Annotated in this window: 20 protein-coding genes; 9 read left to right on the forward strand and 11 right to left on the reverse strand. The window is 43.5% G+C overall.

The window, feature by feature from the left end; translation table 11 throughout:
* Nucleotides 1-109 precede the first annotated feature (109 nt).
* Both J5X94_RS00875 and yghU read right to left on the reverse strand, forming a co-directional pair.
* A complete protein-coding gene (locus J5X94_RS00875; protein ID WP_228293097.1) occupies nt 110-1,195 on the reverse strand; it encodes a DUF1176 domain-containing protein in 1,086 nt (361 codons plus the stop codon).
* 412 nt (nt 1,196-1,607) lie between these two features.
* Nucleotides 1,608-2,462: a glutathione-dependent disulfide-bond oxidoreductase gene (gene yghU / locus J5X94_RS00880; RefSeq protein WP_210539404.1), complete on the reverse strand. Its 855-nt coding sequence runs from the start codon at nt 2,460-2,462 to the stop codon at nt 1,608-1,610.
* Nucleotides 2,463-2,849: 387 nt separating this feature from the next.
* On the opposite strand from yghU, the gene J5X94_RS00885 reads away from it, so the two are divergent.
* Entirely contained in the window at nt 2,850-4,226 is a 1,377-nt protein-coding gene (locus J5X94_RS00885) for a DHA2 family efflux MFS transporter permease subunit (RefSeq protein ID WP_416346156.1), read from the forward strand.
* A gap of 143 nt (nt 4,227-4,369) precedes the next feature.
* Here J5X94_RS00885 and bfr (J5X94_RS00890) read toward each other — a convergent pair whose 3' ends face one another.
* The 3 genes from bfr (J5X94_RS00890) to J5X94_RS00900 all read right to left on the reverse strand — a co-directional run bounded on the left by bfr (J5X94_RS00890) (nt 4,370) and on the right by J5X94_RS00900 (nt 5,999).
* Nucleotides 4,370-4,852 (reverse strand): bacterioferritin, encoded by a 483-nt coding sequence (gene bfr / locus J5X94_RS00890; RefSeq protein ID WP_189581946.1) that lies wholly within the window; start codon nt 4,850-4,852, stop codon nt 4,370-4,372.
* A gap of 61 nt (nt 4,853-4,913) precedes the next feature.
* Entirely contained in the window at nt 4,914-5,402 is a 489-nt protein-coding gene (gene bfr, locus J5X94_RS00895; protein WP_010198016.1) for a bacterioferritin, read from the reverse strand.
* A 405-nt stretch (nt 5,403-5,807) separates the two neighbouring features.
* A complete protein-coding gene (locus J5X94_RS00900) occupies nt 5,808-5,999 on the reverse strand; it encodes a (2Fe-2S)-binding protein (RefSeq protein WP_010198018.1) in 192 nt (63 codons plus the stop codon).
* A 358-nt stretch (nt 6,000-6,357) separates the two neighbouring features.
* Between J5X94_RS00900 and J5X94_RS00905 the strand changes: the two genes are divergently transcribed.
* Nucleotides 6,358-6,687 (forward strand): ArsR/SmtB family transcription factor, encoded by a 330-nt coding sequence (locus J5X94_RS00905; RefSeq protein ID WP_189581943.1) that lies wholly within the window; start codon nt 6,358-6,360, stop codon nt 6,685-6,687.
* Nucleotides 6,688-7,088: 401 nt separating this feature from the next.
* On the opposite strand, the gene J5X94_RS00910 is transcribed toward J5X94_RS00905, so the two are convergent.
* The 5 genes from J5X94_RS00910 to J5X94_RS00930 all read right to left on the reverse strand — a co-directional run bounded on the left by J5X94_RS00910 (nt 7,089) and on the right by J5X94_RS00930 (nt 12,309).
* The gene (locus J5X94_RS00910; protein ID WP_010198021.1) at nt 7,089-7,811 is read right to left on the reverse strand and encodes a sulfate/molybdate ABC transporter ATP-binding protein; all 723 of its coding nucleotides are present in this window, start codon (nt 7,809-7,811) and stop codon (nt 7,089-7,091) included.
* Between the two features lie 110 nt (nt 7,812-7,921).
* Nucleotides 7,922-8,857 (reverse strand): sulfate ABC transporter permease subunit CysW, encoded by a 936-nt coding sequence (gene cysW, locus J5X94_RS00915; RefSeq protein ID WP_010198022.1) that lies wholly within the window; start codon nt 8,855-8,857, stop codon nt 7,922-7,924.
* Between the two features lies 1 nt (nt 8,858).
* Nucleotides 8,859-9,743, reverse strand: a complete 885-nt coding sequence (gene cysT / locus J5X94_RS00920; RefSeq protein ID WP_210539408.1) for a sulfate ABC transporter permease subunit CysT — start codon at nt 9,741-9,743, stop codon at nt 8,859-8,861.
* 181 nt (nt 9,744-9,924) lie between these two features.
* Nucleotides 9,925-11,025, reverse strand: a complete 1,101-nt coding sequence (locus tag J5X94_RS00925; RefSeq protein ID WP_194618539.1) for a sulfate ABC transporter substrate-binding protein — start codon at nt 11,023-11,025, stop codon at nt 9,925-9,927.
* Between the two features lie 150 nt (nt 11,026-11,175).
* Nucleotides 11,176-12,309 carry a sulfate ABC transporter substrate-binding protein gene (locus J5X94_RS00930; protein WP_210539409.1) on the reverse strand — a complete coding sequence of 378 codons (1,134 nt, stop codon included), beginning with the start codon at nt 12,307-12,309 and terminating at the stop codon, nt 11,176-11,178.
* A gap of 255 nt (nt 12,310-12,564) precedes the next feature.
* On the opposite strand from J5X94_RS00930, the gene J5X94_RS00935 reads away from it, so the two are divergent.
* A complete protein-coding gene (locus tag J5X94_RS00935; RefSeq protein WP_210539410.1) occupies nt 12,565-13,086 on the forward strand; it encodes a hypothetical protein in 522 nt (173 codons plus the stop codon).
* Between the two features lie 111 nt (nt 13,087-13,197).
* Here the strand turns inward: J5X94_RS00935 and sat are convergent, their stop codons facing one another.
* Complete coding sequence (gene sat, locus J5X94_RS00940) at nt 13,198-14,451, reverse strand: sulfate adenylyltransferase (protein ID WP_210539420.1); 1,254 nt, start codon at nt 14,449-14,451, stop codon at nt 13,198-13,200.
* Nucleotides 14,452-14,728: 277 nt separating this feature from the next.
* On the opposite strand from sat, the gene J5X94_RS00945 reads away from it, so the two are divergent.
* The 6 genes from J5X94_RS00945 (at nt 14,729) to J5X94_RS00970 (ending at nt 25,336) form a co-directional block, all read left to right on the forward strand.
* A complete protein-coding gene (locus tag J5X94_RS00945) occupies nt 14,729-16,414 on the forward strand; it encodes a nitrite/sulfite reductase (RefSeq protein WP_210539422.1) in 1,686 nt (561 codons plus the stop codon).
* The gene (locus tag J5X94_RS00950; RefSeq protein ID WP_010198042.1) at nt 16,407-17,003 is read left to right on the forward strand and encodes a DUF934 domain-containing protein; all 597 of its coding nucleotides are present in this window, start codon (nt 16,407-16,409) and stop codon (nt 17,001-17,003) included. The genes J5X94_RS00945 and J5X94_RS00950 overlap by 8 nt, the downstream gene beginning before the upstream one ends.
* Before the next feature lie 86 nt (nt 17,004-17,089).
* Nucleotides 17,090-17,728 (forward strand): phosphoadenosine phosphosulfate reductase family protein, encoded by a 639-nt coding sequence (locus J5X94_RS00955; protein ID WP_010198043.1) that lies wholly within the window; start codon nt 17,090-17,092, stop codon nt 17,726-17,728.
* 203 nt (nt 17,729-17,931) lie between these two features.
* Nucleotides 17,932-19,599 (forward strand): siroheme synthase CysG, encoded by a 1,668-nt coding sequence (cysG, locus tag J5X94_RS00960; RefSeq protein WP_189581919.1) that lies wholly within the window; start codon nt 17,932-17,934, stop codon nt 19,597-19,599.
* 168 nt (nt 19,600-19,767) lie between these two features.
* Entirely contained in the window at nt 19,768-21,369 is a 1,602-nt protein-coding gene (locus tag J5X94_RS00965; protein WP_228293098.1) for an exonuclease SbcCD subunit D C-terminal domain-containing protein, read from the forward strand.
* An 85-nt stretch (nt 21,370-21,454) separates the two neighbouring features.
* On the forward strand, nt 21,455-25,336 hold the full coding sequence (locus J5X94_RS00970) for an AAA family ATPase (protein WP_210539424.1): 3,882 nt from the start codon (nt 21,455-21,457) through the stop codon (nt 25,334-25,336).
* The last annotated feature ends 49 nt before the right edge of the window (nt 25,337-25,385 follow it).

A 25,385-nucleotide genomic window follows, 5' to 3' on the forward strand; every position in this document is an offset into this window, starting at 1 on the left:
TTTACTATCAAAATAAGCGCTATCTTCTTAATAACCAATCATTTATTTAATCAAGACATGCCTCAGCCTTTAAGTAAATGATTGGTCACTAAAATGAACGTCGAATGTTCTAGCGTAGAATTTTTACTTCTGTCACATAAGTTGGCATTTGCCATGCCCCGCCTGCTTCGACCATACGGCACAGCCCCGTAGTGCTCTCATGACTTTTTTCAAAAGCTTTACCTGTCCACATCCAGTCGGCTTTGGATAAGCAGTCACCAATCCCGCGACCTTTTTGTACCGACGTGATTTTACCTTTGTCGTAATCGGTTGCATTGGTGGTAACCAAGGTCGGCTTATAGGGTTTATTGTCATTTATCACCCAGACGCCTATACCTGCATTATAAGCCCCTACCCAGCATTCGTGTTGTGCTAATAACTGCGTATTGTTCAAACGGCTGACACGCCATGAGGTTTCATCGAACAAATTTGGGCAGTCACTATCGGCATCTCGCATGGTAGTTTTCATCATTGCTGACAACTGCGAGGATTTCATCACAAATTTTTTGTTGCTGCTAGATATAGCAGCAGGGTTGGGTGCTACAAAACGGAGCGACGGTGCAGGCTTAGGTGGCAAGACACTACTATTGGGCTTTTTAGTATCATCGCTATGGATAAAGGCACTCGATGTGCCTAGACGACCCTGTGCCTCATCTGCTTTGAGCATGACAGCACTAGCCCCTTTATCAGACAACTGCCAACGTGAGTTACGTAGTACCAGCTCGATTTTGCTTGATTTAGTCAAGGCATCTAGCAGTGCGGTCACCTGTGACGAGGTCAGCTCCGCATTGCCTGCTGCTGCGGAGAAAGGTTTGGTTTCACCCAAGTCTTTGCCGTCGATAACCAAAGAAATACGATGGCGATTACCCAGTTGCATCAAGGCTTTCGCAGCGCTTTCTTTAGCACCGCCAAACTTAACCTGACCGTCTACGGTGGCATTGGCCCCCGCACGGCGCACCAGCAATACCGAGACGGGCAACTGGCTATTGTTTTCTGCTTGGTATCCTGCCAGCCGGCAAGTACGGGTATTATCACAAGCAACCTGCCAATCTTGGTTGGTAAATTCAACGGCGGCAGCATGAGCGTGGCTCATAGAGCTAAATGATGTGATAGTCAGTGCCGTCAGTATGGGTAATAAAATTTTGTTTTTTGACATTAATAGGCTTATTTTTGTTGTTGTTTTAGCTTTATTTGAAGAATGAGTCACATTTTTTGCATTAAATTTTTTATGAATATTGATATAGCAACTGGCATTGTGATCAGTTAACAATAATGGTGCACTTAGAACTTTATGCTTCTTCATAATAATTACTCATCAATAGAAGAATTATAAACACACGTCCTTTAAGACGGCGACCTGTTATCTTAACGTATCAATGTTTCTATCTGTTGTACTAATGTACCATTATGTAAAGATACAAGTATACTGCTAATTTAATATATCGATATATAAAGATAGCACTATCAATATGTTAAAAAACAAGGCTGATAAGCAAATTGCTTACCAGCCTTGTTTGACAGTCTCATTATTTTTATTTTTCTAATGAAGACCTATGATGCTTAATTACTTAAGCCATTGGTTTTAGTGACAGATCGACTGCCCGTTTTACCGCAGGACGCTCAGCTATTTGCTTCGCCCAGCGCCGTACATTTTTATAATCGTCGACCTGTAAGAATTCAGCGGCTTCATAAAGCTTACCCAAAACCAATTGTCCATACCATGCCCAAATAATGATATCCGCAATATTATAATCTGCCTCGTCATTGCCGCACATGTATGCGCTGTCTTTTAGGTGTTTATCGAGTACGTCGAGCTGGCGCTTGGTCTCCATGGCATAGCGATTGATGGGGTATTCCATTGGCTCTGGCGCATAAGCATAAAAATGACCAAACCCACCGCCTAAGAAAGGCGCACTACCCATTTGCCACATCAACCAAGACAGACAGTCTGCTCTCGCTTTACCAGCGGCTACAGGGATGAACTGACCAAATTTTTCTGCCAAGTATATTAAGATGGCACCGGACTCAAAAAGCGCAATAGGCTCGCCAGCGGTATCGGCAGAATGATCGACCAAGGCTGGAATCTTTGAGTTAGGATTTATCGCCACAAAGCCCGAACCAAATTGATCGCCTTCTGAGATATCAATTTTATAGGCGTCATATTCAGCGCCTTCAATACCAAGCTCGGCCAGCTCTTCTAATAAGATGTTAACCTTGACACCATTTGGCGTATTTAGTGAATATAGCTGTAATGGTGCCTCGCCTACTGGCAGCTCTTTCTCATGACGCGCCCCAGCCGTTGGGCTATTGATACTGGCGAATTTACCGCCACTTTTTTTATCTTGTGTCCATACCTTAGGTGGCGTATAAGTCGCTTCTTTTACATTATTATTGGTCGTTGATTGATTGTTATCATTACTCATCAGAGATCCTATTTGTTATTGTGTCACAAAATATAATTTTACTAAAAATAGCCCGTTCAAGATAATTTGGATAAAAAAGCAGGCGAAAACACTATAAGCAGTAGACTGAGCGAACCTAACGAACTATTTAATTCATGTATCCAATTTATACGAGACTGACTGAATGTGTGCTCTACTATAACGGCTATCTCTCGACCTATTAAAGTCCTGTCGTGTAATTAATGTAGTGGTTTTTAAGATAAAAAGTCCTTTGGTTACTTTGCTCACCTTTAACTACTCTGCCATTGTTTCTATACTACGCACAATTTAACGGTCTTTAGAGATAAAGGTAGTCGCTCACGAGCACGCTCTTTGAATACCTTAGCCTTAAGATATGGTGATGTCAGTATGGTAACGCTAACCTCCACACAAAATAAATACCTACCCTATGTGCTGGCAGTGGCGCTGTTCATGCAAATTTTAGACGCCACTATTTTGAATACCTCGCTACCACAAATGGCACAAGCACTGGGTGAATCACCACTTAAGATGCAATGGGCTGTGATTAGCTATGCGTTAACCTTGGCTGTTTTTATTCCAATCAGTGGGTTTTTAGCGGACAAATATGGCACACGTCGGGTGTTTTTATCCGCGATTATCGTCTTCTGTATTGGTTCATTGCTGTGCGCAGCTTCACCAACCCTAGACTTTTTAATTGGTTCACGTGTGGTACAAGGCATTGGCGGTGCGATGATGACACCTGTTGCTAGGTTGATATTGGTCAAGTCGTATCCTCGCAATAAGCTATTGACCGTGATGAACTTTGCAGTGATTCCAGCATTGGTAGCACCCTTGGTAGGGCCAGTGCTCGGCGGTTATATCGTGCAATATGCCAGCTGGCAGTGGATATTTTTGATCAATATACCGATGGGTATTTTTGGTTTTATTATGGGCAAAAAACTGGTACCGGCTTTATTTGAAGATACTAAGCATTTAGATTGGACAGGGTTTTTATTGTTTGCCACTGCAGCTTGTGGGTTTACGCTGGCGGTAGAGTTTGGCTCACAGGCAGGGCGAGAGCTTTATGGATTGTTCTGTGGTTTGGGTGCAAGCCTGCTGATAGGTGCTTATATTTGGCATGCCAAACGTCGTCAAGCGCCGCTATTCCCCTTGACCCTATTTGATATTCGTACCTTTAAGATTGGGATTACGGGTAACTTATTTACGCGCTTAGGCATTAGTGCCGTGCCGTTTCTACTACCGTTACTATTACAAGTGGTGTTTGAATACTCACCGTCGCAGGCAGGTTGGCTACTAGCGCCTATCGCGGTTGGGGCAATTGGCATCAAGCCTTGGGTGAGTAAAATTATTCAGCGTTATAGTTATCGCACGGTATTGGTCTACAATACGTTTTTTATGGGTACGCTCATCATTATGTTGGCACAGTTTAATGATGCCTCACAGTGGCTTTGGTTCATCCCTATTTTGACCGTAATGGGTGCTTGTAACTCTATGCAGTTTAGCGCAATGAACACCATTACCATCGGTGATTTAGAAGGCGTACAAACCAGTAGCGGTAACAGCTTGATGGCTGTTAATCAGCAGCTCGCGATTAGCTTTGGTATTGCCTTTGGGGCTGCGCTACTGAATCTACTACGTGAGCGGTTTGAGCTTGATACCTTGGCTGCCTTTCAAACAACGTATTGGATATTGGGAATACTAACGATTCTCTCAGGACTGTATTTCTTACGTCTCAAACCTGAAGATGGTCGCGGTTTGTATTAGGGCATGTCCTCATTTAAAAGCTGAAGACAAATGATGTCATAAACATACTCATAAATACCAGACACAAAAAAGCCAGTAGAGGTTTGAATGATATCAAACGCCTACTGGCTTTTTAATCGATGAAGGGCTTAAGCGATGAAGGACTAAGGCGCTTTGTCATCATCCATCTGTGATTGGATGTAGCGTTCTGCACCAATGCTTTCGATCAAGTCTTCTTGTGTCTCTAGCCAGTCTTGATATTCTTCATTGCCATCTTTGAGCTTCACCAATAGCTGACGAGATACATAATCACGATGTGTCTCGCACAAAGTAATCGCATCGGTAAGAATGTCGAATTTCTGTTTTTCTAAACGCAAATTGCAATCAATAATCTCTGGCACATCTTCACCCACCAGCACTTTACCCAGTTCTTGCAAGTTCGGTAAACCATCAAGTAACAAGATACGCTCGATTAAATCGTCTGACCATTTCATCTCAGCAATTGATTGATGGTATAGCGAGTCATTCAGCGCTTCGAGACCCCAATGCCGAGCAATCCGTGCATGCAAAAAATACTGGTTAATAGCGATTAGTGATTGACCAAGCACTTTATTGAGTGCACGAATAACGTCTTTATCCCCTTTCATAATATCTCTCCCTTTATCATTACCTAGTAAATTAAATGTCGTGTAACGCTATCGATAGCTATTAAACAAGATGAGGAGATACCTCAGCCATTTGACTTTGTAGGTAATTTGGTAGACCAATCATATCGATAAGACGCAACTGCTGCTCAAGCCAATGCGCATGATCTTCTTCAGTGTCTTTTAGCTGCACAACCAACATCTCGCGAGTGACGTAATCATGTTGTTCTTCACACAGCGCAATACCGTCTTTTAGATGCTGTTGCACTTCATACTCTAGATCAAGGTCAAGCTGCAGCATTTCAGGAACAGTGCTACCAACATTGATATCGTTGACTTTCATCTTTGGCGTGCCGCCGAGCATTAGAATACGGCGAATGATAGCCTGTGCGTGTAAGGTTTCATCTTGCATCTCATGATTGATACGGTCGTATAATTTGCCGTAATGCCATTCCGCATACATCTCTGAGTGAATGAAATACTGGTCACGAGCTGCAAGCTCGCCACCTAATAGAAAATTTAAATACTCAATAACTTTTGGGCTACCTATCATCACACGCACTCCTATATTTATTCGTCTTTCAGATTACAGTAATAGTAATAATACCTGTATTGATAGCATTATCAGTAACCTGCATGGTCAAATTGAAAACAACAAAAAATCTTCTAAATCAAGATAGATATAGTAGCATATAGACGCTGTATGACTTGTAACGTTATTAACTAAGAATACGATGCTAATTGAGAATCATAATTAGCCAGCTTTTTTGAAGACGCTCAATAGATATTTGAGCAATATAGAGAAAGTTCAGTGCGGGATATAAGCATGATAATTGCCCTACCCTTCATAACAGCTAATCTAGCTATAAAGGGTAAACAGCGATAATAGAAGAGGCGGTTGTTCGAAGGTAGGATTAGTTGTCATGCGCAAGCGTAAACGGTGCTTATCTAACAATCGTTAAACGGCATAAGCTAGGACATCTAATCTAGCATGGTGTTCATCAAGATAATCGTTGACCATAGGTTCGCAGCAGCCACAGCACGTCGCAACATCAAGGGTATCTTTTAGACCGTCAAGGGTATCGATGCCAGCAGCAATAGCGGCTTTGATTTGCTTTTCTTTTACGTCATTACAGATACATACGTACATGTGCTTGCTCCTACGATGGTTACTATATGCTTTGCTGAGGTACTTAAAAATGAAGAGATATACTTTGGACGATATAGGTTGCTTGATGTTCAATACTTTATCTTGTTGGTCGTTATAATAACGATAATTATTACCATTTGCAATAGCATTGACTTATCTGTTTGTCATAAATCTATCGCTATTGAGTCTTGATAAAAACTCAATTCATGTAACTGCATACACACAAACATGTAACCGAACATTTTTAACGGTATTAAATTGACGATGAAGTGTAATTTTGCTCACTTTTTAATCGATTTTATTGATAACTGCTGTTATATTGACATCCTATTAATAAAAGCTCTCTTGGGATTACCCTATGTCTGATAATAATTTTACGATACAACCTATCGAATTGTTTAAAGTTTTATCTGATCCGACACGCTTAAAAATCTTCCAAATTTTATTCAAAAAAGAGGCACGCTGTGTAGGCGCATTGGTAGAAATATTGGATCAACCGCAGCCAACCATCTCTCGCCATTTAAACCATTTGAAAAAACTGGGTATTTTAAGCTGTGTTCGCGACGGTACGTGGATGTGGTATGAAGTAGCAGATGACCTGCCTGACTGGTGCCAAGATATCTTAGACATCACTTATGAGCAAACCTCACTTGGAGACTTAGACGGTGATATGCAAAAACTCGCGTAGTTACTATTAAGTAGTTACTACTAATAAGTGCTTAGATGGTAATCGATTAGGATAGTAGCTAATTAGAAGCTATTCATTAAGCGTTACTATCTGCGGGTTTGGTCATTGCTCTACCTCTAAAGTTGACACTTATAAATAGCTTAATCCATAAAAAAAAAGACCTAATAATTTAGGTCTTTTTTTATCTACAAATGACAGCAACTGCACAGACTGGTTGTCTTAAACATGGGTAAAATGCGATGAGATATAGTCAAAATACCCCAAAAACGCTACGATACTGCTGATATTAATTTTTTGTAGCCTCTGTCTGCTCAGGCACAGCAAGCAAGAAAAATTGATATCAGCAGTGCGTGATGTATCGATATTACTTTGCACTGACTATATGACTTAAAGAAGTCTGATTATACTAAATCTAAAAAGTCGCTGACAAAAGCGTTAGCTGGATGGTGTATCAGCTCTTCTGAAGTACCTACCTGCTCGACATGACCATGATTCATCACCACAATCTCATCAGATATTGCGCGCGCCTCTTCTTGATCATGGGTCACCATGATACTGGTAATACCAAGATCATGATGAATGTCTTTTAGCCAGGTACGCAACTCTTTACGCACCTTGGCATCAAGTGCGCCAAACGGCTCATCCAGTAGTAATAACTTTGGTTTTACCGCCAGTGCTCGTGCCAGTGCAATACGTTGGCGCTGACCACCAGATAATTGATGTGGGTAAGCATTGGCAATCTGCGGCAACTGTACTAATTCTAGCAGCTCTGCCACCCGCTTATTGATATCAGCTTTGCTTGGGCGTTCGTTCTTTGGCAACAGCGTTAAGCCAAAGGCGATATTATCAGCGATATTTTTGTGGCGAAACAAGGCATAGTGCTGAAACATAAAGCCGATATGGCGTTTTTGAACCGGCGTGTTGGTAACGTCCAAATCATCAAACAATATCTGTCCCGAATCCGCATATTCAAGCCCAGCAATGATACGTAACAGTGTCGTCTTACCGCAACCAGAGGGGCCTAGCAAGGTCGTCAATTTACCAGTAGGCACAGTGATATTAATATTGTCTAAGGCAGTAAAATTGCCAAAACTTTTATTAACGTTCCTAATTTCGATGCTCATAATAGTGTCTCTTATTATATCTTTTGTCTTATCGTGGCAGATTGTCTTCGATTACTGTTTTATTAGTAGCTAAATATAAGTAGCGAACTATTAACAGCTACTTGAACCATTTACAGGCTGTTATCTTCGTTCTTTGCTACGGTGGCATTGGCACTCACTGGCAGCTCAGGGGCACTTGCCAGCCGTTCAGATTTGGCAAATTTACGCTCTTGTACTTTGGTCATGACTTGTTGTATCAGCAGCGTCACGAGAGCAAGCGCAGCAAGTAAACTTGATAAGGCAAAAGCCGCGGTAAAATTATAATCATTGTAAGCAATCTCAACCAAGAGCGGCATGGTATTGGTCTCACCGCGAATATGGCCCGAGACCACGCTCACGGCACCAAATTCACCCATTGCTCGAGCATTGGTTAAAATCAAACCATAGAGCAATGCCCATTTGATATTGGGCAAGGTTACATGCCAAAAAGTCTGCCAACCGGTGGCACCCAAAGTAAGCGCGGCCTGCTCCTCACTATCACCTTGAGTCTGCATCAGCGGTATCAGCTCACGTGCCACAAAGGGAAAAGTCACAAATAGCGTCGCCAACACAATCCCTGGTACCGCATAAATCACTTGAAAGCCCATGCTCTCAAGCCAGCCACCAACGGTAGAGTTGAGTCCAAATAACAACACAAACATCAAACCGGCGACCACTGGTGACACCGAAAATGGCAAATCAAGCAAGGTTGTGACCAGCTGCTTACCTTTAAACTGATAACGCGTGACCAACCATGCAATCGCGATACCCATCACCATATTAATAGGTAACACGATAGCAGCGGTAATTAACGTCAGCTTAATGGCTTGCAAGGCTTCTGGATCGACCAGCGAGGCAATGTACAGCTGCCAGCCACCTTTAAAGGCTTCGTAGAACACCGCAAATAATGGCACCACCAACATGATAACCATGAATAAAACAGCAATCGCGATAAAGGTACGTCTAATCCATGGGCTGTCTTTAGTCGCTGGATTACTTTGATAATCGTAGCTATTGGATATCTGCATCTTAGCGAGCTCCTACACGGCGCGACAGTTTCCACTGTACGATGTTGATGGTCAATAAAATCACAAATGAGATCAGCAGCATGAATAACGCCACGGCAGAGGCACCCTGAATATCAAACTGCTCAAGCTTACTGATAATAATGAGCGGTAAAATCTCAGACTGCATCGGAATGTTACCAGCGATAAAAATCACCGAGCCATACTCGCCAGTCGCACGAGCAAACATCATGCCCGCACCCATAAGTAAAGCGGGTAACAGCTCTGGTAAAATAACCTTGCGAAAAGTGGTCAAGCGATTCGCACCTAATACCGCAGATGCCTCTTCAAACTCAACCGATAGCTCGGCCAATACGGGCTGTACCGCACGAACAATAAACGGAAAGCTGACCACCACTAAGGCGAGCCAAATACCGATAGGCGTAAAAGCCACCTGAATATCGAATTTATCGAACCATTGACCAATCAGACCATTAGGCGCGTAAAGAGTGGCAAGAGAGATACCAGTGACGGCGGTTGGTAGTGCAAAAGGCAAATCAACCAAAGCATTGATTAGGGACTTACCCCAAAACTCATAACGCACCAGTACCCAAGCGACCAGCGTACCAAACACCATATTAGTGAGCATCGCTAAGAACGACATCCACAAGCTTAATTTTATAGCAGCGGTCACTTGCGGCTGGGTAATGGTTTCCCAAAAGCCAGTCCAGCCCATTTGCGTTGTGGTATAAGCCATCATAGCAAACGGCAGTACCACCAGTAACGATAAGCTAAAGACGGTGATGCCCATGCTCAGACCAAACCCTGGCAGCACATTGCGCTGACGCAAACGGTTCAGCCACCCTTTGTTTGGCAGGGGTTTGTTGGCAGAAGATAGTGGTGCACTCATAGTAATGTCCTATTGCCTATCTGATGGTACTTATCGTAAAGACCACGTTTTATCAAATTTATTATTAGTACGCTTATGGTATAAAGGACACAGCGCGGGTGCCATGTCCTTTATATGATTGGACGTTACTTTAGAATTGCTGAGCTGGTAACGAAAGTACGTTTAAACCATAGCAGACTGGCTACTGAGGGGCATTGATTGCTAACTGATCGAATACGCCGCCATCACTAAAGTAAGTGCTCATGATCTCATCCCATGACCCAAACGCATCGTTTGGACGGAAAGTTTCAACCGGTGGTAATTTGTCACCATTTTTATCAAGAACGCTTTTTACACTAGGACGTAAGTAAAGGTCAGCAGCCAATTGCTGAGCAGGCTCGCTCCATAAGTAATCAAGATAGGCTTTTGCAGCATTAGTCGTGCCTTTCTTGTCCGTTACCGACTTAACGATCGCAACAGGGCTTTCTGATTTGATAGAGTATTTAGGATAAACGATGTCAACTTTACCCGCACCGAAATCAGTGGCGGCAAGGTTGGCTTCGTTTTCAAAGGTTACCAAGACATCACCAATACCGCGCTGAACGAAAGTCGTTGTCGCTGCACGTCCGCCATTCTCATAAACTTTCACGTTTTTAAGCATGTCTTTTACATATTTTTTCGCTGGTGCTTCTTCGTTATTAAAGGCGTGTAAACCATAACCATAAGCCCCTAAGAATGCATAGCGACCGTTACCAGTAACTTTCGGATTAGCCATCACAATCTCAAGGCCATCTTTGGTCAAATCTTCCCAATCGTTGATGCCTTTTGGATTGTCTTTACGCACCAAAAATACGATGGTGCTGGTAAATGGCACAGCATTATCTGGGAACTTGCTTTCCCAATCTGACTCAACCAACCCTTTTTTCTCAAGCAATTCAATGTCTGAGCCTTGGTTCATCGTCGCAACATCCGCTTGCAAACCATTGGCAACTGACAGTGCTTGCTTACTTGAGCCACCATGTGACTGCTTAATTAGGATAGTGTCGTTTGGGTTCTCAGCCTTATAGTGCTCAACGAACAGTGGGTTGTAGTCTTTATAAAAATCACGTGCCACATCATAAGAGACGTTCAACAGCTCGATATTCTGACCTTCTGCACTCGTGGCTGTGCCATCAGCATTGGCAGTTGTATCTGCCTGCTCACTGTTGCTACAGCCAGCAAGTCCAAGTGTCAACGCCACGCCAGCGACACTTAGAGCGCTCAGCGCTTTGTTTTTTTGTTGATAACGAGCTGCGTATGTCATAAATACCTCTGAGATGTCTGTTTTTTATGTAATGCAGGTATGCTAACAGCGCCATCTTATTATGTTTAATGATGAATATGTGTATGTTATTGCCAAAATGGAATAACTGTATTATATAGATAAAGTTATCAATTACTTAAGGGTTGCCCTCTACTCTACCCGTGCCAGCTGATCGAAACGCCCGCCATCGACGAAGAATGTGTCCATGATCTGTGCCCAAGACCCGAAAACTTCGACTGGCTCAAAAGTGTCAATATCAGGTAAGGTGTCTTTGTGCGCGGCCAGCACCTGCTCATTACTAGGACGCATATACATCTGTGCCATGAGTTCTTGTGCGGGGGTATCCCATAAGCCTTTGAGATAAGCGGTTGCGGCCTCAGTTTTACCGCCTTTTTCGGTGACAGCGGTCACTACGGCAACGGGGTTCTTAATAACAATCGAGTAGCTCGGATAAACAATGTCAACTTTTCCTTTTGCGAACTGCTTCACCGCCAGATGTGCTTCGTTTTCGGTAGTGATAAGTACATCACCTAGCCCGCGTTGGGTAAAGCTGGTCGTCGCTGCTCGTGCACCATTGTCATAAGTAACGACGTTTGCCAATAGTTTCTTGATAAAGTCATCCGTTTTGGTGTGATTTTCCACGCTTTCTTTGAATTGATGCAGCCCATAACCATAAGCGCCCAAAAAGGCATAACGCGCCGTACCACTGGTCTTTGGATTCGGGATGACCACGTCGACCCCGTTACGCGCCAAATCCGACCAATCTTGAATATTTTTTGGATTGCCGTTCCGTACCAGTAGCACCATAGTACTGGTATAAGGAACGGCATTATTCGGTAGGGCTTGTTGCCAGTCGGCTGCGACCAAGCCTTTTTCCACCAACAGATTCATGTCGCTTTCTTGGTTGAAGGTCACCACATCGGCTTGCAAACCATTGGCAACCGACAAGGCTTGCTTACTTGAACCACCATGTGACTGATTGATATCGATCTTACTGTCTGGGTTTTCTTTCTGATAATTCGCACTGAATAACACGTTATAGTCTTTGTAAAAATCGCGCGATACATCGTAAGAGACGTTCAGTAAGCTGATGTCTTTTTGCGCACTGGCAGATTCTCCTGCCTCGTTTTGCGTGGCTTGCGTTGGGCTGCAACCTGCAATCAGCATCATCGCTGTCAATGCGCTGCCAATCATGAGGATGCGTGGTTGTACGCTTTGAGATAATGATGGGACACCCGCAATACTGCCAATACGAGATGAGATTTTGTTGATATTAATTTGCATAAATGTTCTCTATAGTTTCGAGTTTCATATCTTTTAGTTTCGATGCGACCATTTTTTATTAAAATACTTATCACGATCTCAATGGCTATTGCTCAGTGAATTTGGCTTTTTGAATTCAATATTGAGTATAATGAGAGCCATGCTAGCAGCTTGTTTCATGAACGCTTAGTGACAAATTAGCTTATCGAGTGAAGCACTTGGCATAAGCAGGCAGGAGCAATACCTATCATTCACTTAACCACAAGGTGCGACCATATGATTCAATACCAACTCCGCTCAGTACTTTCTATTTCGTTATTATTTGTCAGCCCTATTCTTGTTACCGTCAGCGGTTGTAGTTATAGCAATGATAACTACGGTGATAGCAAAGTGAAAAGTACTGCTGTTATGCCGACACCTGCTGTGCAAAAAGTCGCTGGTGACTACGCCTCAGAGAGTTATGCGGCTCGCAAGCAAGGCTATGATTGGGTGGGTATTATGGTGAGACCTGACGGAGCGACAGACATTACTATAAAAGTGCGCGCCCGCAGTGATGTGAAAAAACCAACCTGTCATTTTGATGGTAAGGCGACCTTGCTGGGTCAGGATGATGCGCACGGCATTATTTTTCAGACCGAGATAAATAATAGCAATGACAGCATGGCGTTCTTTCAATTTAAAGACGATACGCTGACCATTGATAGTCCAGATAAATATGCATTGAACTATTTTTGCTCAGGTGGCGGTACGCTAGCCGGAAACTATGAGAAGCTTTCGGGTGCTTTAGAGCTGAATTAACATTCAATGACGTTAAGCTTTGTACTTTACTGTAGACAATAAAAAAGGTGCTAGACGATAAGTCTGACACCTTTTTTATGACTGATTTTATTTATCAACGATACAAATTAATTATACGGCTGATGCACCAGTGAGCTTAACCTCAGCACGTTCCTCACGAGCGATACCAGCATAATAATTGCGCAAAATCTCTAGTACTTCAGGACGGCTAAAGTTCTCTGGCACCTCTTCGTCTTCTGATAGTGCTTTACGTAGCTTAGTACCTGACACTTTGACATGTTCAGAGGCGTCATGCGGGCAAGTTTTGTCGGACGCCATCGCATTACAAGCATTACACCAGAACGTCCAGCCAATTTTTAACGGCTGAGTGATCAGATCGTCTTTGCCAACGTGCTCAAAGATAGTCTGAGCATCAAAGGCACCATAATAATCGCCAACACCAGCATGGTCACGACCAACAATCAGATGACTACAGCCATAGTTTTGACGGAATACCGCATGTAGTAACGCTTCACGAGGTCCAGCATAACGCATGTCTAGTGGATAACCCGCTTGAATCACCGTATCTTGTCTAAAGTAGTTGTCAATCAAGGTTTTGATAGCTTCTTGACGCACGTCAGCAGGAATATCGCCTGGCTTGAGCGCACCTAACAATGAATGTATCAACACCCCATCACAAATCTCGATAGCAATCTTGGCAAGATACTCATGTGAGCGATGCATTGGGTTACGCGTCTGGAATGCTGCGACTGTTTTCCAGCCTTTGGCATCCAATATTTCGCGCGTCTCCGCAGGCGTTTTATAGATCTCTGGGTATAAGGCTGGGAATTCGCCTTCGCTCAGCACTTCTACGCTACCTGCGATGTTGACATCGCCTTGGTTTAGCACTTGCTGCACACCCGGATGCTCAGAGTCTGTCGTGGTAAATACTTGCTGGCATTCGTGTTCTTTATCGATACTATAGGTTTCTTCGACCGTCAAGATGCCCATCACTTCACCATTTTCAGCGATCAACGCGACTTTATCACCTTGATTTAGGCTGTCGGCTGTGGCTGTTGGTGCAGATAAGGTGATTGGAATCGGCCAAAACAAGCCAGCATTTTCGCCGCTTTGTAAGCGCATGTTGTCAACCACACCCTGCCAGTCGGCTTGATTCATAAAGCCGCTCAGCGGGGTAAAGCCGCCAATACCAAACATAATCAAATCGCCACGCTCACGAGAGCTTAAGGTAATCGTCGGTAAGGTGCTGGCAAGTGCCAAGGCTTGATCACGGGCGTCGCCAGTTAACAATAATGGCTTAAGCTCACTGCTACCATGAGGAGGGACTAGTTTTGAAGCTGCTTGATTGAGGACTGAAGATGTCATATTGATTTAAAACCTTAATAATAAATGATTATGCTCGGTAAATTGGCTTAGAAAATTGGCTTATAAATAGAATACGCATAGGCTACCTAACTTTCGTTATGAAAATTTATGCTGTGTTTGGATATGGATATGTCTTAAAGGAATTTATGTTTTTTGGCACAAGCTTATATGATGTAAAGCTGAATTATTCACATTGCGATCGGCAACAAAATCTATTACACACGCAAATCATTTTCGTCGCTGCTTTTAAGTCTAAAAACAAAATTGAGATTACGTCATGTATCAATATAACTACGCTGACCAAACCTTGGTAGAGGAACGGGTCGCCCAATTTCGCGACCAAACTGAACGGTTTTTGGCCGGTGAGCTGCCAGAAGATCAGTTTTTGCCCCTGCGTTTGCAGAATGGCCTTTATATCCAACGTTATGCGCCGATGTTGCGTATTGCTATCCCTTACGGCCTGCTAGCCAGTTACCAATTGCGTAAATTGGCAGAGATTACTCGCAAATATGACAGAGGCTATGGGCACTTTACGACTCGTACCAATATTCAGTTGAATTGGCCAAAGCTAGAGGAAGTTCCAGACATATTGGCAGAACTGGCATCGGTACAGATGCACGCCATCCAAACATCGGGCAACTGTATTCGTAATACCACAACTGATCCTTACGCTGGTATTCATCAAGAAGAGATTGCAGATCCACGTCCCTATTGTGAAATTATTCGTCAATGGTCAACCTTTCATCCTGAGTTTGCCTTTTTGCCGCGTAAATTTAAGATTGCTGTTATTGGTACAGCCAATGACCGCGCGGCGACGCAAGTGCATGATGTGGGACTACACCTAAAAACCAATGAGGCAGGCGAGATTGGTTTTGAAGTATTGGTTGGCGGTGGTCTTGGTCGTACACCAGTGATTGGTAAAGTGATTAACGAATTCTTACCGCGCCAGCATCTGCTCAGTTATCTAGATGCTATCTTGCGTGTTTATAACCTGCATGGTCGCCGCGATAATAAATTTAAAGCCCGTATTAAAATATTGGTGGAGAGCATGGGCGGTCCTGCCTTTGCCAAATTGGTCGATGCAGAGTGGGAAGCGCATACCAAAGATGGCGCGCTGACCTTAACAGACGAGAATTTTGCCACTGCCAGCAGTTTCTTTAGCGAGCCTGATTATGTTGCCTTCGACGCTCTGCAAGCACAGTCTGATTTGCAGCAGCAACTCAATGCCGATAAAGACTTTGCCAATTGGTACAATCAAAATACGGTCGCGCATAAAGTGTCGGGCTACCGTGCCGTTGTTATTTCTTTAAAAGCAGGGTTGGTCGACGGAAGCTATGTGCCTTCGGGCGATGTCAACGAGCAGCAAATGGATGCCCTCGCTGACTTATCAGATAAATATAGCTTTGGGGAGTTACGCGGTACTTATCAGCAAAATTTGGTGTTTGCTGATGTGCAAACCGATCATCTGTATGAGCTATGGCAACAGCTGACTGAGCTTAATTTAGCGCGTGCCAATATAAACACCTTAACAGACATGATTGTCTGCCCAGGTTGGGATTATTGCTCGCTTGCCAATGCCACGACTTACAATATCGCTGAGCAAATCGAAAAACAGTTTGATGATCTCGACTACCTTTATGACTTGGGTGAGATTCGTCTAAACATGTCCGGCTGTATGAACGCTTGTGCGCACCATCATACGGGTGATATCGGTATCCTTGGTGTCGATAAAAAAGGCGAACACTGGTATCAGATCAGTTTGGGTGGTAACTCAAGCAGTGATGCCAAAATCGGCAAGATATTGGGCAAAGCAGTGCCTGCTGATGATGTCGCTACTACTCTACAAAAGATTTTGGACGTTTATTTAGAGCTACGTGCTAGTAATGACAATGACGTAGAACTCTTTACTGATTTGGTCGATCGCGTCGGTATCGCTCCATTTAAGGAGAAGGTCTATGGGTAATCATCATGTACTAAATAGTGATGGTGTCGATATCAGTCAGACTGATACTTGGCATGCGCTTACCACCAATGAGATACCAGATGGTATCGCTCTCACAGAGATATCGCTGCTCGAGACCTTACAAAAGCAAGAGAAGCTCGATGTCGTCCTACCACTTGCAGACTTACTGGATGCTAAAGGCACGCTCGCTGGTGGACTATTGCAGCAAGTATATGAGCTGTTGGGCGAGCATACTAGCCGTCTTGGTGTTTGGATTACCTCAGACACCGATACTGATGCGCTGGCAGGATTGACAGACTTTTTGTTAAAGCAAGATTTGATTGTGATTCATGTGCCAGCCTTTACTGATGGACGTGGTTTTAGTTTCGCACAGACGCTACGTCAGCTCGGTTTTCAGGGCGAGATTCGTATGGCAGGCAAGTTTGGCCGTGACCAAATTGCGTATCTACTGCGCGCGGGTGCCGACACTTTTGTACTTAGCGAGCACGATATGCAGTCTATCTCTGACATCAGTCAAGCATTCAATGCGCTTGCCAGCAGTTATGATGGTCGCAACGCTGCCGACTTGCCGATGTTTTCGGGCGCTTAATATGGCTACTTAGTAGCCATTATTTACTTTTAAATATTTTGTTTATTTAACCATTTTTTATATTAACAACAATTAAGGAACGTATTATGAGTCAATTACACCCAAATCTAGACCTTGACCAAGCCAACCAAGCGCTACAAGGTAAATCACCAGAAGAAATCGTAGCATGGGCATTGCAGCAAGCTAAAAACCCAATTATCACGACGAACTTCCGTCCTTATGAATCTGCTATTTTGCATTTGGTCGCCAAGCAACGTCCTGATATTACCGTATTATGGGTAGATTCTGGTTATAACACCGATGCCACTTATCGTTTTGCTAATAAAGTCATTAAAGACTTAGGTCTAAATGTCATTACGTATATCCCTAAACAAACGGCTGCCCATCGTGACGCCACTATGAATGGTATTCCGGGGATTGATAACCCACAGCATGACGAATTCACTGAACAAGTGAAGCTTGAGCCGTTCCGCCGCGCACTAGATGAGCTAAAGCCTGACGTTTGGTTCAATGCCATTCGTAAAGATCAAACCGAATTCCGTCAAGGTCTGGATGTATTAAGTCTATCAAAAGATGGCGTGCTAAAAGTAGCACCGTTGTTTGAAAAAACAGATGCAGACTTGGATGTTTATTTAGACGAGCACAAACTACCTAACGAGCATGACTACTTTGATCCAACGAAAGTAGAAGAGAGCCGTGAGTGTGGATTGCATACTCAGCTGTAATATCGACTGATTTTAGTTAAGCAAAAGCCCTCTCATAAACGAGAGGGCTTTTTACATTCTGTATGGCTATTCCCTTTTCAATTAAAAACCACCTTTAACATGTCAAAAACGAATATACTAATGCCAATACACTAAGTGAGACGTCGCACGCGATACCTCATAATGAGGGTATATTTTACATTGAATAAATTGCTGGTGATGCTATGAACACCTTTCCGCTATTTTTTAAATTAGAAGACCGCAAAGTGCTGATCGTCGGTGGCGGCGATGTGGCGCTACGTAAGGCTGACTTGCTCAGCCGTGCTGGGGCTTGTATCACGGTACTGGCACCAACCATTATGGCTGAGATACAAGCATTGCTATCTGATAGCAAGCACCAACTCATCTATGAAAACTATCATAAAACCTATATGACAGGCGCGCGTGTCATTATCGCGGCGACGGATGATGAAACGCTCAATCATCAAATTCATGCCGATGCTACCGAGATTAATATTCCCGTAAACGTGGTCGATACCCCGCCTTTGTGTGATTTTATTTTCCCTGCCATCGTCGACCGTAATCCCATTGTGATAGGTATTTCTTCAAATGGTAAAGCGCCCGTGCTGGCACGTCTGTTGCGTGCACGTCTTGAGACCTTAATACCTCAAGGCTACGGCAAACTTGCCAAGCTGGCAGGCGATTTTCGTACTGAGGTAAAAAGCAAAATCCCAACCTTGACAGGTCGTCGGCAGTTTTGGGAGCGTGCTTTTGAAGGTCAAGTCAGTGAGCTGATGTTTGCGGGTAATGAAACCCAAGCGGCCGCCCAACTAAAAGCCGACTTGGACGAGACGGCTGCCAAAATTGATAGAACCAGCAATGCAGACACTCAAATTCCACAAACAGCGATATCGGTGACGGATTCAAAAGATCAGCCACAACAACATCCTGAACATTCAGCTGCAACACCTGAGCAAACGCCTATCGGTGAAGTCTATATCGTTGGTGCAGGTCCGGGTGATCCAGAGCTGCTTACCTTTAAAGCGCTACGTTTAATGCAGCAAGCCGATATTGTCTATTATGATGCGCTGGTATCACCGCAAGTATTGGATCTATGTCGCCGTGATGCTGATAAAGTATTTGTCGGTAAAAAACGTAGCAACCACGCCGTCGCTCAGCTTGGTATCAATGAGCTGTTGGTCAATAGTGCGAAAGAAGGTCGCCGTGTGGTACGGCTAAAAGGTGGTGATCCCTTTATCTTTGGACGTGGTGGTGAAGAGATTGAAAGCCTGCGTGCCCATGGCGTCCCGTATCAAGTCGTCCCCGGTATTACCGCTGCCAATGCTGCCGCAAGTTACGCTGGTATTCCGCTCACCCACCGTGATCACTCGCAATCTGTGCGCTTTGTCACTGGATTTTTAAAGGCTGGCGCGCCCAATAGCAACTTTAAGAGCTTTTTAAATACGGATGAAACCGTGGTGTTTTATATGGGTTTGCATTCGCTGCCGCGTTTGACTGAAGGCTTGATTGAGGCAGGACGCAATGCTGATACGCCAATCGCTATCATATCCAACGCCAGTATGCCAAACCAGCAGGTGTTGACAGGGACGCTAGCAACCATTGTCGCCCAACAAGAACAAGCGCAACTGCCAACGCCAGCCTTACTAATCATGGGTGATGTGGTCGCGCTACATCATGATTTGGCTTGGTATAATTTACAGAATCAGCAGCACAATCAAAACGTCAGTGACACCGCAAATAATTGGTTGCGTGGCGGTACTGCTGCGACACCCAAAGAAACAAGCTTGCAGCAGCAAGCACATGCCCTATCAATGGTGGCCAATCTAGCAACGCAGCAAGAAGATGGACTCGAGAAACTGGTTATTGATTAGTGACTCTCCTCAACTAAATCGACAACTTAATCGATAGCCACCTAAAGGGGCTAACCAAAATAAAACCCTATCAATGATATTTGGTAGGGTTTTATTTTGGCAGCAGAGCAAACAGCAATAATTCTTGCTAGAATGAAGGCTTTCTACTAAAAATCTTTAAGCTCAACTATGTCCACACTTGCCGATACCAAATCTATGCCTATTAAACCTCTCACTATACTCCATACCTCTGATTGGCATTTGGGACGACGGCTTTATGGTCGCATGCGTTATGAGGAATTTGAGGCATTTTTAAGTTGGCTTGAAGAGACGATTAGCGCGCAAAAAGTCGATGTACTAATCGTTGCTGGTGATATCTTTGATACCATGACGCCAAGTAACAGAGCCCAAGCATTGTATTTTGAGTTTTTGGGTAGAGTGTCAAAATCCTGCTGTCAGCACGTAGTGATAGTCGCGGGCAATCACGACTCCCCTACTTTTTTAGATGCACCCAGTCAGGTGCTTAAGTTTTTAAACGTCCATGTCATTGGTACGGCCTGTGACGACTTAACCGATGAAGTATTGGTTTTAGGTGATGTAGATGGTACACCTCATTGTATTGTCGCCGCTGTCCCTTATTTGCGCGACCGCGATGTGCGTAGCAGTAGTGCTGGCGAGTCAGCTAAAACCAAAGATGCCAATGTCATCGCTGGTATTTGCGCGCACTATGATGGTGTTGCAGAGATTGCCACAGCCAAACAAGCTGAACTAGCTAAGTCGCATAAGCGGCACATCCCTATTATTGCGACAGGTCACTTATTCGCTCTTGATAGTAAAACAACGGAGGATGATGGTGTTCGCGATCTTTATGTGGGCAATCTAGGTCAAATATCAGCAAGTATGTTTGATGACTGTTTTGATTATGTCGCACTTGGTCATTTGCACGTACCACAAAGGGTTGGTAGCTGTGATCATATACGCTATTCAGGATCGCCTATTGCAATGGGCTTTGGCGAAGCTCGCCAGCAAAAGCAAGTATTGCTGGCGCAGTTTGGTGCAGCGATAAATAGGTTTAATAATGAAGTGGTTAAACCTGAAGTTATTACTGATACTTCTGTTCACATTGAGAAAGCAGCCAGTCATTCAATGAATAATACGCAGTTTATGTATGACCTGTTTGCCTTTGATGAGTCAGTAAACGACGACACTACTGACAAAGGTGACGATAGCGATGAGAATAAAAATTCTGCTAGCTTTGGTGGACATGCTGATGCACAAGAACCGCTCTTTGAGAAAGGTTTGAGTGCGACGGTCATACCTACTACTAGGCTGCTTCATCATGACGATTCACGCAGTTTACAAGTTATTTCCCTTGCAATCCCTTGTTTTCAAAAATTGGCTCAGGTGAGTGGCGACTGGGAGCAGATAGATACTGAGCTTACGACACTTATGCAAAATGCAAAAAGTGTCTGGCTTGAGGTCATTTATACCGGCAACGCGATGATGACCGACTTACGTGAAAGAATTAATGACCTTGTTACTGAGAGCAACGCTAACAACAATGGCATAAATAACATAGAGGTATTAAAAATCCGTAATATGCAAATTAAAGACAAAGTGATGATGCAAAATGCGTACAGTCAAGAAGCACTGCAAGACTTGAGTAATGCTGAAGTCTTTGAGCGCTGCTTGAATTCCCATGATATCGTTGACGAGCAAAAGCCTGCTCTACGTAATGCCTATCAAGAAATTGTACAAATGATCGTACAAGAAGATCTAAATGCTGAATAGCATCGATCGTCTATTTACTACCTTGTTCATGTCTAACCCCATTTATTTTAACTTTATCTATCCCGTAATAGAGTAACCAACTATCATGCGCATTTTAGAGCTACGCCTACAAAACCTCAATTCACTCAAAGGTGAATGGCACATTGATTTTACTGACTCTGCCTATCTTAACGATGGTATTTTTGCGATTACAGGGCAAACGGGTGCTGGCAAGACCACAATATTGGATGCTATTTGTTTGGCGCTATATGCCCAAACACCGCGTATTGAGACGATAAGTAAGAGTAGTAATGAGGTCATGACTCGCCAAACCGCCGAGTGTTTTGCAGAGGTTGTCATTGAAATTAATAAAACCCGTTACCGCTGCCGTTGGGGGCAACGCCGAGCGCGTAATAAAGCAGATGGCAATTTGCAAGATGCTACCCATGAAATCGCTAATGCCGATACTGACGAAATCTTGGATAGTGCCCTTAAAAAGACCAAGGCGCGCATCCAAACAATCACTGGTATGGATTTTGAGCAATTTACCCGTTCGATAATGTTAGCTCAAGGCGGTTTTGCTGCCTTTTTAAAAGCAAAGCCTGATGACCGGGCTGATATTTTAGAAAAGATTACTGGCACGAATATTTATGCCACCATTTCTATAAGAACGTTCCAAAAGATGCGTGATGAAAAGGCTGAATTGACTAAATTGCAAGCCAAACTTAGTGGCCTACAACTATTAACCCCTAATGAAAACAATGAGTTTCAGACGCAGCTTGCCAGCTATCGCCGTCAACAGCATGATTATAAAACCACGATGGAGACACTCACTCAGCAAATTAATTGGCTCATAGATATCGAGCGCTTACATCAGACTTTAACCCAGCAGCAGACAAAACTGATAGATGCTCAAAACCATAAAGCACAATTCGTTCCTGAAGCTAAGAAGCTTCACGCGGCGCTGCGGGCATTAGAGATTGAGGCAGAATTTAGCAAACTGTACGCGAAGCGAGAGCAGTTTAAAAGTTTGCAGCAGCAGAAGCTCATGCTTGATAGTAAGATTCCCCAGCAGCAAGCTCAATTAACAGAAGCTAATGCTAAAGTCAGCAGCACCCAAATTGCTGAGCAGCAAGTAATTGCCAAATGGGAACGCGAACGCCCGATTATTATTGAAGTCCGTAAACTAGATCAACATATTAATAGCGTGCGACAATCATTAACAGATAAAAAACAGCAGCGTGATGGTTTAGCTGAGCGTTTGAGCCAACGACAAAAAGAACTTAACACCAAGCAAACAGTATTAACTCAGTTGCATGAGCAACAGAATCAGCAGCAAGATTATTTATCAAACCATGCGCAAGATGGCATATTAGCTAATAATGATTATGGGCTGGCAGGCTTTGGTCGCGATGCTAATACCCTAAAAACACTGTTAAATAAAAATGCGCTACGCTTAAGTGAGCATAAAGATAATCACACGAAATTAGCTGAACTCACGCAAACGCTTGATAACCTAGTTATCAGAATTAACGACAGCACCGTTACCACGAGCCAAACACAAAAGACACTTACTGAGCTTGAACACAAGCGCCAAGAGTTGCTGGCAGGAAAAACAGCCCATCAGTTACACCAACAAATCAACCAATTTAGCACGCAACAACAGCTCTTAGATAACATCAACCGCTTTTATCAGCAGGCATTAGCTTTGGACGCCGATATAACACAGCGTAATGCCGAAGTTGCACCATTAACGTCTAATATCGAACAGCATAGCCAAGAATATGAGCATCTACAGACAGAGATAAAACGCTTACAACAGCAGAAAAGTAGCCAGCACGCACACTTAGAAACCTTACAAACACTGGCACAGCTGCAAGATTACTTTTTAGCATTGCAAGATGGCATCCCATGCGCACTATGTGGCTCGACCGAACACCCTTATCATGACAGCCCGCCAGCAGAGTTTGCTAATATTATGAAAGCGGCGGCAGCTGGACAAGATATTTCTAAACATGAGCAAATCCAATGCATACGCATTGCCATAGAGGATTTGGATAAAAGTATTGGACAACACGATAATATATTACAAGATACACGTGAACAGCAGTTTCAAAGCCAAAGTGAGTTACAAGCATTGCATCAGCAAATTAAAAATCTGCACGAACAGCAAGCTAGTGCGCAAGCCCAAGCACAGGATGCTATCGAAAAATTAAAAATAACGATAGATAGTAGCGAGATTCAAAGCAATACATTAAAAACTTTTAAACAATTAGCAGCATCAAAATTGACACTAGCAACGCGTCTTAACGATTTACAAGAAGACAAAAACTACTTAGCAGCCATGATAGCTGATATTAATGAACGTTTAGGTCAATATGAGCACTTAGGAAGTGAAATTGATGCTCAGCAACTGCGCTTAAAGCAAATAGACGATGAGCAGATAACACTTAAACAAGCGCAAATAACGATACAATCTCAGCAATCTATCCTCCAGCAGCGCTTAGACAGTCAACGGCAAGATTCAGCATCGACGTTTGCCGAGATAGAAGTGCTACAACAGCAGATGACTACCCTATTACAGCCAATTAATTTTACATTGCCCATATCGCTAGTGGACAGTGTGACCAAGCAATATTTATTAGAGGTTGTCACTGTTGACGCCTGTATGTCTGAGCTGACCGCATTATATCGTCTACTACAAGATAAGCTGAAGGCATGGACGCAAGCACAAGATGGTGTCAATCATGCTCTACAGCAGATGGTAGTATTAACAACAGAGTACGATGCTTTAAGCCGTCAAGAAGTAGAAATAATCGAGCAGTGTACTGAGCTTGATCATACGATAGTAACGGAGCAACAGAGCTTTGATGCATTGACTCATGCTCGTCAAGAGCTATCTTCTGCACCTGATATTGATGCTATAGAGCAACAGCTGCAAGATACTCTTAAACAAGCAACGGCCAGCTTAGCTAATGCGCGCCAGCAATCTGAGACTGCGCATCAGCAATTAAAACACACTAAAAACTCTTGTGATGAGGTTGCTAATGCTATTAAAGAGAGCTTATTGCAACAGCAACAGCTTGATAAGCAGTTCGCACAGCTGCTAATCCAGCAAGATTTTGCTAATGAAGACAGCTTTTTAGCAGCCCAACTGCATAGGTCTGAGCGTGAGCAGTTACAGCAGCAAAATAATACCTTGAACAATAATGTGACACTGCTACAAAACCGTATTGCTGATAATGAACGGGCTTTGCAAGATAAAACACTAAATCATGATGGCAAGCAGGATTTGACTGACTTAACGCTAGAGGCATTACAGACACAGCAGAAAGAGACACAGCAGTACTATGACGATATCGGCATGAAAATAGGCGCAATCCAGCAAATATTGACCAATGACGCAGCCAATCAAAATCAAAATATTGAGCAGCGCCGTGCTATTGAAGCACAGCAACAACGCAGTCAGATTTGGGAGCAGCTTAATCAGCTAATTGGACAGTCCGATGGTAAAAAATACCGCACCTTTGCGCAAGGTTTAACATTTCAGGTGATGATAAGTCATGCTAATCTCCAGTTGGAAAAAATGAGCAACCGCTATCTACTTATCCATGATGAAGATAGTCCTCTCGAACTGAACATCATTGACAACTATCAAGGCGGTGATATTCGCAGTACTAAAAATCTATCCGGCGGTGAAGGCTTTATTATCAGCTTGGCACTCGCACTGGGACTATCGCAAATGGCCAGTCACAATATTCGCGTAGATTCGCTGTTTTTGGATGAAGGCTTTGGCACACTTGATGAAGAGTCACTTGATATTGCACTCGATACCTTAACCAGCCTACAACAAGAAGGTAAATTGATTGGTATCATCTCGCATGTACAGGCATTAAAAGATCGTATTCTTACCCAAATTAAAGTTGAGAAACTTTCAGGAGGATTCAGTCAGATATCGGGTCAAGGTTGTCAGAAGGTGCTAAGTTAACGCCGTTATTAAAAAACAGCGTAACGATAAAGGCCATATAGCATGACAG

The organism is Psychrobacter sp. K31L (genome assembly GCF_017942195.1).
GTDB lineage: Bacteria > Pseudomonadota > Gammaproteobacteria > Pseudomonadales > Moraxellaceae > Psychrobacter > Psychrobacter glaciei.